This is a genomic window from Stenotrophomonas sp. 78350_Sma (assembly GCF_056482105.1).
Genome location: NZ_CM151182.1, coordinates 2,469,899 through 2,482,423, shown reverse-complemented (window position 1 = coordinate 2,482,423; position 12,525 = coordinate 2,469,899). Strand labels below are relative to the sequence as shown.

16 protein-coding genes are annotated in these 12,525 nt (G+C 67.0%); 1 reads left to right on the top strand and 15 read right to left on the bottom strand.

Annotated elements, in window-relative coordinates:
• Nucleotides 1-46: 46 nt before the first annotated feature.
• Both ACZK4H_RS11585 and ACZK4H_RS11580 read right to left on the bottom strand, forming a co-directional pair.
• Complete coding sequence (locus ACZK4H_RS11585; RefSeq protein ID WP_099551029.1) at nt 47-931, bottom strand: NAD(P)-dependent oxidoreductase; 885 nt, start codon at nt 929-931, stop codon at nt 47-49.
• Between the two features lie 57 nt (nt 932-988).
• The gene (locus ACZK4H_RS11580) at nt 989-1,249 is read right to left on the bottom strand and encodes a CD225/dispanin family protein (RefSeq protein WP_099551028.1); all 261 of its coding nucleotides are present in this window, start codon (nt 1,247-1,249) and stop codon (nt 989-991) included.
• 470 nt (nt 1,250-1,719) lie between these two features.
• Here ACZK4H_RS11580 and ACZK4H_RS11575 point away from each other — a divergent pair, with 470 nt between their 5' ends.
• Nucleotides 1,720-3,225, top strand: a complete 1,506-nt coding sequence (locus ACZK4H_RS11575; RefSeq protein WP_099551027.1) for a helix-turn-helix domain-containing protein — start codon at nt 1,720-1,722, stop codon at nt 3,223-3,225.
• A gap of 55 nt (nt 3,226-3,280) precedes the next feature.
• Here ACZK4H_RS11575 and ACZK4H_RS11570 read toward each other — a convergent pair whose 3' ends face one another.
• From ACZK4H_RS11570 to ACZK4H_RS11510, 13 genes are all read right to left on the bottom strand, one after another.
• Entirely contained in the window at nt 3,281-3,517 is a 237-nt protein-coding gene (locus ACZK4H_RS11570) for a hypothetical protein (protein ID WP_099551026.1), read from the bottom strand.
• A 212-nt stretch (nt 3,518-3,729) separates the two neighbouring features.
• Nucleotides 3,730-4,809, bottom strand: a complete 1,080-nt coding sequence (locus ACZK4H_RS11565; protein ID WP_099551025.1) for a hypothetical protein — start codon at nt 4,807-4,809, stop codon at nt 3,730-3,732.
• A gap of 20 nt (nt 4,810-4,829) precedes the next feature.
• Nucleotides 4,830-5,177, bottom strand: coding sequence for a hypothetical protein (locus ACZK4H_RS11560; RefSeq protein ID WP_099551024.1), 348 nt, complete (start codon nt 5,175-5,177; stop codon nt 4,830-4,832).
• Nucleotides 5,178-5,224: 47 nt separating this feature from the next.
• Entirely contained in the window at nt 5,225-5,809 is a 585-nt protein-coding gene (locus ACZK4H_RS11555) for a RebB family R body protein (protein ID WP_142806017.1), read from the bottom strand.
• Complete coding sequence (locus ACZK4H_RS11550; protein ID WP_053511975.1) at nt 5,806-6,042, bottom strand: RebB family R body protein; 237 nt, start codon at nt 6,040-6,042, stop codon at nt 5,806-5,808. The genes ACZK4H_RS11555 and ACZK4H_RS11550 overlap by 4 nt, the downstream gene beginning before the upstream one ends.
• Before the next feature lie 70 nt (nt 6,043-6,112).
• The gene (locus ACZK4H_RS11545; RefSeq protein ID WP_005416651.1) at nt 6,113-6,385 is read right to left on the bottom strand and encodes a RebB family R body protein; all 273 of its coding nucleotides are present in this window, start codon (nt 6,383-6,385) and stop codon (nt 6,113-6,115) included.
• A gap of 60 nt (nt 6,386-6,445) precedes the next feature.
• On the bottom strand, nt 6,446-6,712 hold the full coding sequence (locus ACZK4H_RS11540) for a RebB family R body protein (RefSeq protein WP_006446865.1): 267 nt from the start codon (nt 6,710-6,712) through the stop codon (nt 6,446-6,448).
• Nucleotides 6,713-6,738: 26 nt separating this feature from the next.
• Entirely contained in the window at nt 6,739-7,008 is a 270-nt protein-coding gene (locus tag ACZK4H_RS11535; protein ID WP_005416649.1) for a RebB family R body protein, read from the bottom strand.
• Between the two features lie 43 nt (nt 7,009-7,051).
• Nucleotides 7,052-7,342 (bottom strand): RebB family R body protein, encoded by a 291-nt coding sequence (locus ACZK4H_RS11530; protein WP_005416648.1) that lies wholly within the window; start codon nt 7,340-7,342, stop codon nt 7,052-7,054.
• Nucleotides 7,343-7,562: 220 nt separating this feature from the next.
• Entirely contained in the window at nt 7,563-8,627 is a 1,065-nt protein-coding gene (locus ACZK4H_RS11525; RefSeq protein WP_099552127.1) for an NUDIX domain-containing protein, read from the bottom strand.
• A 77-nt stretch (nt 8,628-8,704) separates the two neighbouring features.
• Complete coding sequence (locus ACZK4H_RS11520) at nt 8,705-10,228, bottom strand: hypothetical protein (protein WP_099552128.1); 1,524 nt, start codon at nt 10,226-10,228, stop codon at nt 8,705-8,707.
• A gap of 180 nt (nt 10,229-10,408) precedes the next feature.
• Nucleotides 10,409-11,728 carry a transporter gene (locus ACZK4H_RS11515; RefSeq protein ID WP_099552129.1) on the bottom strand — a complete coding sequence of 440 codons (1,320 nt, stop codon included), beginning with the start codon at nt 11,726-11,728 and terminating at the stop codon, nt 10,409-10,411.
• 46 nt (nt 11,729-11,774) lie between these two features.
• Nucleotides 11,775-12,524: a hypothetical protein gene (locus ACZK4H_RS11510; RefSeq protein WP_099552130.1), complete on the bottom strand. Its 750-nt coding sequence runs from the start codon at nt 12,522-12,524 to the stop codon at nt 11,775-11,777.
• Nucleotide 12,525 lies beyond the last annotated feature (1 nt).

Sequence of the window (12,525 nt, the reverse complement as noted above, 5' to 3'; positions counted from 1 at the left end):
ATAGCAGCGGTGGGGGGCAGCAGTAGTGCCGGAACATGAATCCGGATCAGCGCCGGCCAGGGCCGGTTGGCCCGGCCCGTACAGCCTGCAGCACGGCAGCCATGTCCAGCGCCCCCGACCCGGACGCAAGTGCCTGTGCGAACAGCGCATCGCTGGCGTCGATCAAGGGCGCATGCATGCCCACCTCATGGGCGGCAGCAGCCACCAGCCCACTGTTCTTGCGCACGTCGGTGATCGACGCCTGCGGGGTGAAGTCACCACGGACCATCTTGTCCAGCTTGATGCGGGAAACTTCGCTGGCCATCGGTCCTGCGTTGAGCACCTGCGCGAAGCGGTCCAGCTCGATGCCGTGGGCTTCGGCGAAGTGCACCGCTTCGGCCAGGCCGGTGACCAGAGTGATCAGGTACAGGTTCACCGCCAGTTTCATGCGCAGCGCGGACGGCACTGCACCACAGCACACCGTTTGCCTGCCCATCGGTGCAACCAGTGGGGCGGCCGCCGCGAGGTCGGCATCCGCACCGGCCAGCAGGATCACCAGCTGCGCCGCTTCGGCCTGCACCCGTGAGCCGGATACCGGCGCTTCCACGTAGCGGCCGCCCGCGGCACGGATCTGCTCGTCCAGCGCCTGCGAGTACGCTGCCGAGCTGGTGCCCATGTTGATCAGCAGGCGGCCCTCGACCCGCTCGCCGAACGCCGCACCATGCCGATCGAGCACGCTGTCGATGGCATCGTCATTGGCCAGCATCAGGATGAGGGTGTCGCAGGCCGCGAATACCTCGTCCACTGCCCCGCAGACGTCGATGCCGGCGGTGCGCGCGGCAGCATGGTTGCGGTCGGAGCGCGACCAGCCACGCACGATGTGGCCGGCATGCACCAGATGCGCCGCCATCGGCGTTCCCATCACGCCCAGGCCGATGAATCCAACGGGCATGGCCGACTCCAGATCTGGACAGGGCGCCCATCATGACGCAGATGGGCGCCCTGTGGCTCAGGTGCCCGCACGCAGGATCAGTGCGTAGCCCACCAGCAGCAGGACGCACAGCGGCAGTGTGACGAAGGAGGCGATCATCCAGTGCAGCGCCTTGCGCGATGCCACCGTGGCCGGGCCGATCTGGCCGGCGGCGAGCAACGAGGAGGTGCGGTTGGCGTAGACCGTGGCGACGATGCCGAAGGGCCAGAAGCCACCGAAGATGCTCAGGATCGCCCACATCAGATGGCTCTTCGGGGCCGCCGGGGTGGTGTGTTCCATGTATTGAATCTCCTTGATCGGGGGAGCGGATTATGTGGTCCGTTCCCGGTGCAGGACAGGGGCGGAATACTGCGCGCTGAGCAGACATCGCTGGGCCGCGCCAGAGCCTGTGAAAAAGGGTGCTTCCTGCCGGTGCGGCAACCTGTGAGGCGTGAAGGCGCCTGGATGCCATGGATATTCACGTGATTATCATCATGTTTCTCTTGAAACTCCGATTCGATAATCGGAAACGCCGGCGCTGTGAAGACGCCGGCGGGCTCCTGATCCGTCCGACGTCCGCATCGTCGACCCACCGACGGCGACCCCCTGGGTGCATGGGGGCGGACAGCGTGCGCGTTGATCTGTGCGTGCAGCGGCTGGCGCGAAGCGCGGCGTAGGCATCGCAGCATCACGCAATGAAGCCAGACGCTACGCATTGCGCGATCGCCTGGTGCAGAAGCACCGGGGCGCCATTCGCAAGGGGAGTTTCAATGCACAGGCAAGTCAGTGAGATGTTGCAGCGCGCCTATCAACCCTACCGGTCCTTGCCCGACCTGCTGGGTGCGTTCGTCAAGGAGTTCTCGCAGCACCATGCATTGCGCGGAGGTCGCGTCCATCTGCGCGGCCCTGGCGCCAACGCGTCGGAAGCAGGCCACGACGCGGGCGGTACGCGGGCGCGCGGCGGCAGCCAGCGCTTGCCGATCCGCTATGGCGGCGAAGTACTGGGTGAGCTGCAACTGGAAGGGGACGCCGGTGATCTGGACAGCAGTGCGCTGGCGCTGGGCGAGGTGTTCGCACACCGTTGCGCGCACCTGATCAAACGCTACGAGGCGCAGGCCTGGGCGGAGCAGACGCTCAGCCGGTCGTTGCTGCTGGTGGGTGCCTGCGACGCGCTGAAGCGGATGGAGGAGTTCGTCGAGCGCGCCGCCGCCAGCCGGCTGCCGGTGCTGCTGCGTGGCGAGTTCGGCACCGAGAAGATGGAGCTGGCCGCTGCCCTGCACAGTTGCGGCCCGCGCCGGCGCGGACCCTTCGTCGAGGTCAACTGCGCCCATCCGCAGGAAGGACCCGCCGACTGGTTCGACCGGGCCCGTGGCGGAACCGTGTACTTCCATGAGGTGGACGAGCTTCCGGTGCCGCTGCAGGCGCAACTCTCGCATTGCATTCGCGGCCTGCAGCCAGCCTCGACCGACGCCGGTTCTGCGCGCGCGATCCGGGTCATCGCCTCGACCAGTGCCGACCTGGAGCAGCGCGTGCGGGAACGCCAGTTCTCGCGCGCACTGCTGGCCGGGCTGGAGTTCCTGACCGTGGACATTCCCCCGCTGCGCGAGCGCAGCGAGGACGTCGATGCGCTGGTGGCGCGTTCGCTGCAGCTGCATGGGTTCAACCCGCAGGTCATCAGTGAAGACGTGCTGGAAGCGCTGCGCGGCCATGACTGGCCGGGCAATCTTCTGGAGATGGAGCGTGTGGTGGTCCGTCTTGCGGTGATGACGGGTGGCCGCAACATCCGCCGCGAGGACGTGCTGCGCCATGCACCAGGGTTGAAGCTGGCCTGCACCGGTCCTGCCGGCAGCGAGATGCCTCTGCGGCGTGCGGACGATCCGCTGGCGGGCGTGCCGGCGCCTGTGCCGGAACCGGCTGCGACGGACCCCGCGGCTGCTTCACGCGAGGGCCTGCACGAGGGCCTCAAACGTGCGCTGGCTTACCTGAAGGATCACGCCGCCGAACCGGTGACGCTGGGTGACCTGGCTCGCCAGGCGCATGTCAGCCAGTCACACCTGGGCTTCCTGTTCCGCAGCGAACTGGGCACCACCTTCAAGCTGCTGCTGCAGCAGCTGCGCATCGAACACGCCAAGCAACTGCTGCGCGGTGGCCAGCGCCTGCGCATCACCGATGTCGCGCTGCAGGTCGGCTTCGGCGACCTGAGTCATTTCGAGAAGAGTTTCCGGCGCGTGGTCGGGGTCAGCCCGCGCAGCTATCGCCGCACGACGGAGCAATGAAAAACCCCGGCGCAGGCGCGGGCCTGGCCGGGGCTGGTCATCGCCGCAGCGGGCGCTACCTGGCGCTCGCTTCGGTCGCGCGGCGCACCGCTTCTTCGGCGGCCTCGTCGGCAAGTCGCGCCGCGTGGCTGGCAGCCTCGACTGCCTGCTGCGACACCGCCATTGCCGCGCAGATGCCTTCCTCGCTGGCGGCCATTGCCGCATCGGCCAGCTCCTGCGCGATCTGCATGGGGGTCTTGCCGCCGGGATGGTCCGGTGTGGGGAACGGAGAGGGCGGGATCGGGAAGGTCATCGCTGGAACTCCTTCTGGGGCTGGGGATGGGGGACCGCCGTTGCGGTCCCCCAGGATATGGCGCAATGCCGCCTGGGCATCGGCCAGGATCTGTTGGGCCTGCTGCCGTGCGGCCACGCGCCCGGCAGCGACTGCCACGCCGGCAGCCGATCCCAGTGCTGCCGTCGTCGCCTGCGGACCTTGATCAGGCCCGGCGGCGGAGGATTCCCAGCTCATACCGCATCCGCCTGGTAGCCGATCTCGGCCTCATCCTCGGCGAAACGACGGATGCGGCGGTAGTCGAGAAGGCTGATGACGTTGTCTTCCACCTGGATGACCGCCTGTTCCTTCGAGCCGTCGATGGCAAACTGGACGCTGGCACCATCCTGGCCAAGCCGGCCGTGCGAGACCGGGTGACTGTCGAGGAACTCCTGCGCGCTGCGCAGCTGCCGGCGCGCGGCCTCGCGCAGGCGCTCGCCGTCCAGGGGTACGCCGCTGCCATCGCTCATGAACTGGGCGACCTGCTGGGCGGCCAGCGAGATGCGGGCGTAGCCGATCTGGCGGTTCGCCGCCAATGTCTCGACCATCGCCGCGCGCACCTGGTCCGGCGACGGCAGGTGCGGGAGCTGGGGGCCGTCGAGGTAACCGAACAGCATCGGCAACAGGGTCTGCAGGGCATGGGTTGCACGTTCAAGGCGCAACTCGCTGCTGGAGCCGGTGGGATGCGAGCGCTGGTAGAAACGGAAGTAGTCGGCGAACTCGATCGGCCTGCGTGCATGCAGCAACGCGAAGCGGGCTGCCTCGGCCTGCATCTCGGAGGCGTGTCCCTGGCCGCCCTGCTCGCTGGCCAGCTGGCACAGCGCCAGCGACTCGCGGAAGTCCAGCTGCTGCAGCAACGGTGCATCGCCGGCGCCGACTGCGACGAGGAAGGCACGATACGCGCCCAGTGCCTGGTTGCTGAGCAGGCTGTGGCGGGCCAGCACGCCCTGCACCTCATGGCTCAGCAGGTTGCTGGGCTGGCCCGCTTCGAGCTGGCGCAGTGCGTCCAGCTCGTCATTGTTCAGGCTGAGCAGCTTGACCGGGCTGACCTGCACGCCGGCGTTCGGCAGCCAGGTCATGCGCGAACCATGCAGGCCCTGCTGCACACCGTCGAGCATCATGCCTTCGTCGCTGAACCCGTAGCGGTGCTCGTGCGAATCGATGGCCCACTGCAGCCAGTACTGGCCGCCGTCGATGAAGGGCAGCACGCGTCGGGTGCGTGAACCAAGCTGGCCGGGATGGGGGATGGAACGACCGTCAATGAAAACGCTCATGCGTGGCTCTCCTGGCGGCCTCACGTGGCCGGAAAATCCTTGAGGACGGTCGCAGCCGCACTGCCGACGCGGGTGAAGTCGTCGGTGGCGCCCTGCATCATGGTCTGCGCCTGGGTGAGCACCCTCGCATACTTCTCGTCCCCCGTCGCCAGGTACTGGGCCATGGCCACACCGGCGGCGGTGGTGGCGATGGTGGAGACGTTGCGCAGCGCGTCGGCGGCATCCTGCACGGCGATCGCCGCGGACTGCGCGACCGACTGGTAGGCCTTGCCGGCACCGCTGGTCTTCACCACGGTTGTGGCCATGGTGGCCGTCTGCACCTGGTTGATCACATCGATGACCTGGGCGTTGACGTTGCTCGGGTCCATACGGGCTCCTTGATGGGCGGGTGCGGCGGTCGGCGGCCGCTACGGGGTCACGGCGCCGGGTCGGTACCGTCGGTGGCCGGGGTGGAGGGGGAGTCGGGCGTGGGGTCCTGGGCGGGACCCGCTGCCGGTTCCGGACCAGGCGTGGAGTCGGGCGCAGGACCGGGCGCTTGCGCCGCGCCGTTGCCTGCAAGCTGTTCGAGCGTATGCAGGCTGGCGGTGGCGGCCGCAGCGTCGGCAGTGGCACCGTGGGTCTGTGCCTGCAGGACGCTGATGGCGGTCTTTCCTTCTGCGGTGGCCGCGGCGATCACGGCCGCTGGCGGAGGTGGGGGCGGCACCGGACCGGGTAGCGGGATCACGTTCGGCGGCGGTGGGGTGGGCGGTGGCGGAGCCGGTGGTGGCACCGGCCACGGCGCGTTGATCATCTTCGCGCAGGCAGCGGTGACCGCGGCCGAGCTGACCATGCCGGCGCCCTGCTGGCGCGCGACCGCGTTGTGCATGGCCGTGCCCAGCGTCTCCAGCATCACCATGTCGAGCATGCCGAAGGCCTGCGCCGGCGCCTGGCCTACCAACAGGGTGGAGGCGGCGGCGACGCTGTCGACGATCTGGCTGTTGACGGTGTTATCACTGCTCATGACGGAACGGCTCCCTTCTGGATGATCAGGGCCAGGACCTGGGCCAGGCTTGCGCCGGCGGTCACTTGGCCGCGTTGCTGGTTGGCGACGGCGTTCTGCATGGCCAGGCCGAGACTGTCGGCCATCGCGAGGTAGGTGGCCGACATCGCGAACGAGGGTGCCAGCGCGATCGCCAGCCCGGAGCCGGCGCTGGCAGCGTCCAGCAGATAACCGGTGGCAGGCGATGCGGGCATCGATCAGGGGCCCGGCGTGACGCCACATGGGGCGGGGGCGCGGTAGTGGATGTCACGCCGGGCCGACACGTCAGCGCAGGCCCAGGATTTCGCGGGTGGCTACGCCATTGGAGGCGGTGTCGATCGCATACAGGGTGGATACCCCCTGGGTGGTCGACGCCTGCATGGTCACGTAGGACTGCTGCTGGTTGTTGGTGGCGTTGTGCGCGGCATTGGACAGCGCCTGGCTGGTGGCCACGAACAGGTTGCCCATTGCGATCGCCGGCGCATCACCGAGGACCTTGGTGTTGACCTGCGAGACCGAGTCGGTGATCTGACTGTTGACGGCGGTGGGAAAAGCCATGGTGAATGCTCCTTGGATGGACAGCACTACAGGAATGGAGATTGCCGGCGGCTAGCGGACTCAGCCGAGAATCTTCCGGGTTGCGGCGCCGGTGGCGCCGGTATCGACGGCGTAGAGCAGGGCGACGCCCATCGTGGTCGCGGCCTGCGCCGTGACATACATCTGCTGCTGGGCGAGCGTCGCGTTGTGGGCGGCATTGGCCAACGCCTGCGCGGTGGCCTGGTACAGCGTGCCCATTGCCGTGGCCGGCGCCACGCCCAGCACCTGCAGGTTGGCCTGGCTGACTGAATCGGTGATCTGGTCGTTGACGGCCGTGGGAAATGCCATGGCTCAGCTCCTTGCCTGCCGGCGCATCACGCGCCGAGGATCTGCTTGGTGGCCACGCCAGTGGTGGCCGTATCGATGGAGTACAGCGTGGCCACGCCCATGGTCGTGGCTGCCTGCGCGGTTACATAGGACTGCTGCTGGGCGTTGGTGGCGTTGTGGGCGGCATTGGCCAGCGCCTGCGCGGTGGCCTGGTACAGGTTGCCCATCGCCACGGCGGGGGCGTCGCCCAGCACTTTGGTATTGGCCTGGGTGACCGAATCGGTGATCTGGTCGTTGACAGCGGTCGGGAATGCCATGTGATGCTCCTTGAGGTTGGCGGGTCAGCTACGGAACGACGGATCAGGAACCCAGGCCGCGGACGCGGGTGCTGAGGATTTCCTTGCTGGCCACCGCGGTGGTGGCGGTATCGATCGAGTACAGCGTGGCCACGCCCATGGTGGTGGCCGACTGCGCGGTCACGTAGGACTGCTGCTGGGCGTTGGTAGCGTTGTGGGCGGCGTTGGCCAGCGCCTGGGCAGTGGCCTGGTACAGATTGCCGACCGCCACCGCCGGCGCGTCACCCAGCACCTTGGTATTGGCCTGGGTGACCGAATCGGTGATCTGGTCGTTTACCGCGGTTGGAAATGCCATGTCCTGCTCCTGCGAAAAGGTGGAAGTGCGTGGTATCCAGTGTCACGGTGCGTGGTGCGTAACTGCCTGTGCTTCACCGTGGATGCAGAGTAGAAACAAGCGCTGCTGGCGGATTGGTGGAATCGACGGAGAATGCGGGGGAAATGGTGTGAAGAGGGCTGCGGTGATGCGGGTGGTGCCGTCGCCGCATCATCGATTTCTCCGCATCCGCGTCGGCCGCCTATTGCTGTTCGATGTAGCGGGCCATTCGCAGGTACCAATCGATGGACTGTGAATCGGCGAAGCCTCGAAGCTCGGCCACCCAGTCCGCGATCGCATCCGCGCCCACTGGCGGCGGGAACGGAACCGGCAGGCAATTGTCTGGAATGCGGGTGGCCTGATACGCGCCCAGGTAGCCGGTCAGCTCGTTCTGCGCCACGATACGCACCGCGTCCAGCTCCCAATCGACTACTGACCCGGCAACCGGCCGATCGAGCCAGGCCTGGCGGGCCATCAGGTTGGCGTTGATGTCCGCTGCCAGCGCCGCGATGTCCTGGTCATCCGGCACGTCGAAACACACCAGATGGAACCGGGCGCCTTGAGGCGCGGTCTGGAAGGCCGTGTTGTACGCCATCACGAAGGGCGCGCCGAGCACGACACCGGTTTCTTCCTGGAACTCGCGCCTGGCGGCGTCTTCGGCGGGTTCTGCGTTGCCCATGCGCCCACCCGGCAATACCCATTGCCCGGCCTGGTTGACCAGTGTCGCTGGCCGGCTCCCGGCCCAGTTGCGGATGCGATCCAGCGCCGTGTTCACCTGCACCCCCAGGTCGGCGATCGGCCATGCGGCCATGCCCGCAATCACCAGGTCGGCCCAGGGCGGCGTTGGAACGCCCGGACGTGCCGGCGGCCAGCGACTGGCTCCCATGCGCGCAGCACGGTTCACAGCGGCAAGCACGACGGGCACGGCGGCCTGTAACTGGTCGATGGCCTGGCCAGCGTTGCTGACGTCCGCGAGCGCCTGATCGATCGCGGCGCGGGTGGCTGCGCCGTTGAGCGGCATCGGTCCCGGCCATGCAGATTTCGCGGCCAGAGCGGCATGGCTGAGCGTGGCGTTGATGGCGGCCACAGCGACCGCATCGGCATCAGCTGGCGGGTCGGCGGCCACATTGGCCACCGCAACCAACGCTGCGGCCGCTTCGGCGACCAGGACCGGTGCGGCATATCCACTCCACCATGCATTGGTGATCTGCTTGCGTGCGATGAGGTACTGGTCGCCTGAGCGAAGGGTTGCATAGACCTGCGGCATGTCGTTTCTCCTGTTGGGAACGGCGGGCTGCGAGCCGAGGCGAACGCCAGGCCGGCAGCGTGGATCACGCTGGCGGCTCAGTGATTGCGATGCTCGACCAGGTACGTGAACTCATTGCGCGTGTTGACGCGCGGCGGAATGGGGGCCAGCAGGGTGTCGTAGCGAGCTTCCCATGGAGGTGTGTTGCGGCGGTCGAGGAACGGTCGTTCGGTCTCGTCGGGCAGATCGGGTGGCCCCGGTATGTCCGGATCCAGCTGCTTCAAGCGCGCGGCCAGGCTGCCGGCAACGGCGATGATCTTTTCGCAGAGCACCGCCCTGCGTTCGGGTTCTGCGAAGTCTTCCAGGTCGGTCCATTCGATGGTTGAACCCATTTCCGTGATGCGCTTCATTCCTTTCCACTCCAGCAGCGTCTCCTGCCACACTTCCGGCGTGGCCAGCACGCTCGGCAGCTCGGTGACGGCCCAGGAATAGGTCTGCAGATTCTGGGTACGCATCACATCCAGAAGCGATGCCTTCAGCCAGATGCCGGTCAGGTCCTTCAGCGCGCTGTGGTAGGCGGCCCAGTCGCCGTGGATCACCTCCGGCTCGTCGGCGTCGATCGCGCGGGTGGAGCCGGCATCCCATGCCAGCTGTTGCAGCTCGAGCTGTGGCGTCTCCCCCAGCTCGGCAAGGGCGCCGGTCAACAGCTTGCCGACCACCAGGTAGAGCAGGGCCGAGCGGGAGATCGCATCGGGAGAGAACAGGTCTTCGTCAGTTGGGTGCTTTCCGAGCAGGGGCTGGTACCGGCACCACGCCTGCAGCAGCACATGCCGCCAGTACCACGCGGTGAGCTTCTGGCCGCTCTTCTTGTCCTTCAGCTCCTTCTGCACCCGGACAGCGTGCGAGTAAGTCACGTCGTGGGTCTTGTCCATCATGTACAGGAAGTAGCCGCTGAGCGTCATCGGCAGATTCATCTGCGAGGCGTAGCCTTCGGACCAGAACTTGCTGCAGCGGGCCAGGACGATGCCCGGCGTATAGCTCTCCCAGTCCGGCTCGCGTAGCTTGTGACGGAGCAGGGCGGCGGGAATATTGATGCCATCGTCCACATTGCCGACGTTCAGCCCTTCGCTAACCTTTTCCCAGCTCGAGTAGCCGACGGGTTGCAGTTCGACGGGCTGCAGCTTCAGCTGGCGTGTATTGATGTGGGTGTTGAGAAGTTCGACCAGCTTTGGGCCAAACTGAAGCGCCCAGTCACCCAGCGTAATGGCATTGATTCCCTGCGTGCGGGCGCTCTGTATCGACGTCTGCAGCATTGCCACCAGCTGGCCCTTGAAGGCATAGGCGCCCTGGATGGTCTCGAACGGCAGCGGTGGCGTGACGAGTTCGAAGACGTTGCCGGAATCGGATTCAAGCTTCCATGGCAGGGTGCCGGTGATGTTGAAGACCCCCGCGACAATATGGGTGAACGCGAAGATCACGCTGTCATGGGTGCAGAACTCGATCTCGATGCCATAGGTGTTGTCCGTCAGCGCTTCACCGCCCTTGCCGATGTCGATGCCCTGGACCTCCGGGGGCTTGCTGACGATCCAGCCAAGCCGTTTGTCTATCGTGATGATTGCCATGCGAAGCCCCTGCATGAGTGCGCGACCGGGAATGGCCGGCTCAGGGGCATGCTAGAAACGGGGGTGGCCGCGGGAATCGGCCGAATCGACGCGCAATGCGGTGCCATCGCGCGGATCGGCACCGATGCGGCGGAATCGACGACGGCGGGCCACAGCCACGCCGTCGCCGGGCCACGGGGTCTAGAGCATGTACGGGATCTTGAAGGCCAGGGTGAAGTCCGGGGCATCCGGGGTCAGGCCGATGCCGAGCAGGGTCACCAGCGTGGTGTGCTGGTTCAGCGCGTAGGTCACGCCCAGGTTCAGTGACGCCGCATTGGCGTCACTGCCGATCACCTTCGTCCACTTGCCGCCCTGGAAGCGGGTCGAGGCACGGGCGCTGATGCGGTCGCTGAAGGACAGGCTGAGGCTGGTGCGTTCGTTGAACGCGAAGGCAACACCGGCACCGAAGTACACCGAGCCGCCCAGCTTCACATCACCCGGGTTCACGGTATCCGGATTGCTGTCGATATCGTTGAACCCGCGTGGGATGGAGTGCACGTAGCCGATGTTGGCGAACAGGATCGCCGGATCAGCGGTCTTGACCATCGAAAGGCCCAGGTTGGCCTGCCATACGCCGTTGCCGGTGGGCTGTTCGCGCGGCACGGCGAAGCGGATGTAGTCATCGTCGTCGCGCTCGATCACCTTCCAGTCCAGGCCGTAGGGCGCGCGGCCGGTTGGTGCGGTCACGCCTGCCGTCAGTACCGTCTCGGGCCGCCAGCCACGTTCCCCGAACAGCCGGTAGTTGGCGCTCAGGCCGATATCGCCCAGGCCGTTGCCGTTGGTCTCTTCCTGGGCGATGGCAGCGGCTGCGCCGCCCGCCCCACCTTTCTGGTAGACCGTGCGACGTGCCAGGTAGGGCACGTCCAGATTGAGCGTGAGGTTCGGGCTGACGCCCCAGCGTGCGGCCAGGTTGTAGGTGAGCGAATCGGATTCCACGTTCTCGATGGCGATGTTGCCGAGGAAGATCGCGTCCAGAGCGAGGAAACCGTTGAGGGTGAGCTGCTTGCGGTCGTAGCGGGCGTAGGTGAGGCTGTTCTCGACGGTGAAGCGGCGGGAGAACAGGGCCGATTGCTGCTGCTTCACATCATCCACGCTGCGTCGCGACTCCTGCCTGGCCTGCTGCGCCTCGGCCGCCGTGCTGGCGTAGCCCTCGCTGCCCGGTGGAACGGCTGCACCGCCCTGTAGCGTCGAGCCATGCTCGACTGCCGTTGCCGGCGCAGTCGCGGCCGCCGGACCCGTCGTTCCAACCCGGCCACTCAATCGCGCCTGCATGGCCTGCACCTGCATGTCCAGTTCGCGCAATCGTCGAACTTCCTGGGCGTAGTTGCTCTTGAGCTGCTCCAGCTGGTTGGCCAAGGCCTGTACGTCCGCGCTGTCGTCGGCCACCGCTGGAGGCGCGGCGAGGGCGGTGCCCGCCAGCGCCGCCAGCGCCAGCGGGGTGATCCTCAGAAGGGTGTGCATGTTCGTGTCCTGCGATGTGGAACGCGTCCCCCAATGCCGTGCCGTGTTACTGGCCCGGCCCCATGCCACGGTTCAGCGCGATTGCCTGGGCCACGTTCTGGCTCAACGGCAGGTTGCCGCCCGCGGTGTTCCTCACCAGTTCCAGCCGCAGCTGGTTGCTGGCTGCCTGGCCGTCACCGGCCAGGGCAATGCCCTGGCCGACACTGCCATTGCGTATCCATTGCTGCACCAGTCCCTGGCCGTCCACCTGCAGCATCAGGCGTGCCTGGTTGCCGTCCAGCACAGCACTGGCACTGATACCGGCCTGCTGTGCGCTGGCCGAGTGAGCGCCGTCGGATGTCACTGCGGGCACGGCACCGTCGCGCACCACCAGCGTGGTGGCGTTGCGTGCGACGTTGCCGTCGCCGGCTACCTGCACGCTCTGCACCAGCCCACTGGCGTTGGCCAGGCCGGTGCTGTCGATGCTGCGGCCCCGCGTGTCCGGCAACGGTGCGTCGGCGGCGGTCACTTGCACGCTGGGCTGGAAGCTCAGTTTCGGGGCGCCGCCGCTTCGGAAGTCCATGCCCAGCGTCAGTGCGCCCCGCAGCGTGGCGCCGTTGCCTGCCTGCCATTGCGAAACCATGGTTACCCCGAACCAGGCCACGGTGTTTCCGCCTACGGTGTAGCGGCCACGCATCAGGTTCAGCTCGGGATCCGGAATTTCCTTCAGTCCGCGTCCCGGCGCGCCCTCCGCTGCAAGCAGGGGCAGGGCAGGGGTTGCCAGCAGCAGGACCATCAGCAAGGGGCGGCGGAACATG

Bases quoted from the DNA above. Each gene is read 5' to 3' on its own strand.
- ACZK4H_RS11540 (WP_006446865.1), bottom strand. From the start codon at position 6,712: ATGGCATTTCCCACGGCCGTCAACGACCAGATCACCGATTCAGTCAGC.
- ACZK4H_RS11525 (WP_099552127.1), bottom strand. From the start codon at position 8,627: ATGCCGCAGGTCTATGCAACCCTTCGCTCAGGCGACCAGTACCTCATC.
- ACZK4H_RS11545 (WP_005416651.1), bottom strand. From the start codon at position 6,385: ATGGCTTTTCCCACCGCCGTCAACAGTCAGATCACCGACTCGGTCTCG.
- ACZK4H_RS11585 (WP_099551029.1), bottom strand. From the start codon at position 931: ATGCCCGTTGGATTCATCGGCCTGGGCGTGATGGGAACGCCGATGGCG.
- ACZK4H_RS11555 (WP_142806017.1), bottom strand. From the start codon at position 5,809: ATGAGCAGTGATAACACCGTCAACAGCCAGATCGTCGACAGCGTCGCC.
- ACZK4H_RS11510 (WP_099552130.1), bottom strand. From the start codon at position 12,524: ATGTTCCGCCGCCCCTTGCTGATGGTCCTGCTGCTGGCAACCCCTGCC.
- ACZK4H_RS11550 (WP_053511975.1), bottom strand. From the start codon at position 6,042: ATGCCCGCATCGCCTGCCACCGGTTATCTGCTGGACGCTGCCAGCGCC.
- ACZK4H_RS11520 (WP_099552128.1), bottom strand. From the start codon at position 10,228: ATGGCAATCATCACGATAGACAAACGGCTTGGCTGGATCGTCAGCAAG.
- ACZK4H_RS11560 (WP_099551024.1), bottom strand. From the start codon at position 5,177: ATGGACCCGAGCAACGTCAACGCCCAGGTCATCGATGTGATCAACCAG.
- ACZK4H_RS11580 (WP_099551028.1), bottom strand. From the start codon at position 1,249: ATGGAACACACCACCCCGGCGGCCCCGAAGAGCCATCTGATGTGGGCG.
- ACZK4H_RS11565 (WP_099551025.1), bottom strand. From the start codon at position 4,809: ATGAGCGTTTTCATTGACGGTCGTTCCATCCCCCATCCCGGCCAGCTT.
- ACZK4H_RS11570 (WP_099551026.1), bottom strand. From the start codon at position 3,517: ATGACCTTCCCGATCCCGCCCTCTCCGTTCCCCACACCGGACCATCCC.
- ACZK4H_RS11535 (WP_005416649.1), bottom strand. From the start codon at position 7,008: ATGGCATTCCCGACCGCTGTCAACGACCAGATCACCGATTCGGTCACC.
- ACZK4H_RS11515 (WP_099552129.1), bottom strand. From the start codon at position 11,728: ATGCACACCCTTCTGAGGATCACCCCGCTGGCGCTGGCGGCGCTGGCG.
- ACZK4H_RS11575 (WP_099551027.1), top strand. From the start codon at position 1,720: ATGCACAGGCAAGTCAGTGAGATGTTGCAGCGCGCCTATCAACCCTAC.
- ACZK4H_RS11530 (WP_005416648.1), bottom strand. From the start codon at position 7,342: ATGGCATTTCCAACCGCGGTAAACGACCAGATCACCGATTCGGTCACC.